1 protein-coding gene is annotated in these 731 nt (G+C 56.5%); it reads left to right on the top strand.

What is annotated here, in order from left to right:
• The first annotated feature begins 64 nt into the window (after positions 1 to 64).
• Complete coding sequence (locus HKD40_RS17645) at positions 65 to 697, top strand: tyrosine-type recombinase/integrase (RefSeq protein WP_056230847.1); 633 nt, start codon at positions 65 to 67, stop codon at positions 695 to 697.
• The last annotated feature ends 34 nt before the right edge of the window (positions 698 to 731 follow it).

Genomic DNA, 731 nt, shown 5'->3' on the forward strand with positions numbered 1-731 from the left:
CTGCCGCTGATAAGCCTGCCATATTCGTTCTCTTCATGGCCGCTTCGGCCAGAGGAGAAATGTGATGGGTATCTCACAGTACGACCCTGCTGCTGCAGGAAGACCTGCTTGGAATGCCGGTAGGCAGGTTGGCGCCAAACGTGCATTGAAGGTCAGACAAATCTGGTCAATTCGCTTCTTCCTTGACCGAGAGGGAAGGATGAGGGACCGAGCACTTTTTGACTTGGCTATCGACAGCAAGCTTCGAGGCTGCGATCTGGTGAAGATCAAGATCGGCACGCTCGTGGCGGGACCTGCCATTCGAACTCGGTCGATGGTAATCCAGCAGAAGACAGGCAGACCCGTCCAATTCGAGATCACCGCTGACACAAGGGCCAGCCTGCTTGCTTGGCTTGAGCGACGCGGCGGGACGGTCGATGACTACGCCTTTCCAAGCCGTGTAGTGCACGATGGTCATCTGAGCACCCGTCAATACGCCAGGCTGGTGGACGAGTGGGTCACTGCAATCGGGCTGACGCCTGAGGAATATGGCACCCATTCGCTGCGCCGTACAAAGGCGTCGCTCATTTACAAAGCCACAGGCAACCTTCGGGCCATCCAGATACTTCTTGGCCATAGCAAGATCGAGAACACAGTTCGTTACCTTGGCGTGGATGTCGACGACGCTTTGTCGTTGTCAGAGGCAACCGAAATCTGAGCAAGCGACTTCGCCGGCAGCCGGTTGTGCTTCG

Source organism: Devosia sp. MC1541 (assembly GCF_012847305.1).
Taxonomy (GTDB): Bacteria; Pseudomonadota; Alphaproteobacteria; order Rhizobiales; family Devosiaceae; genus Devosia.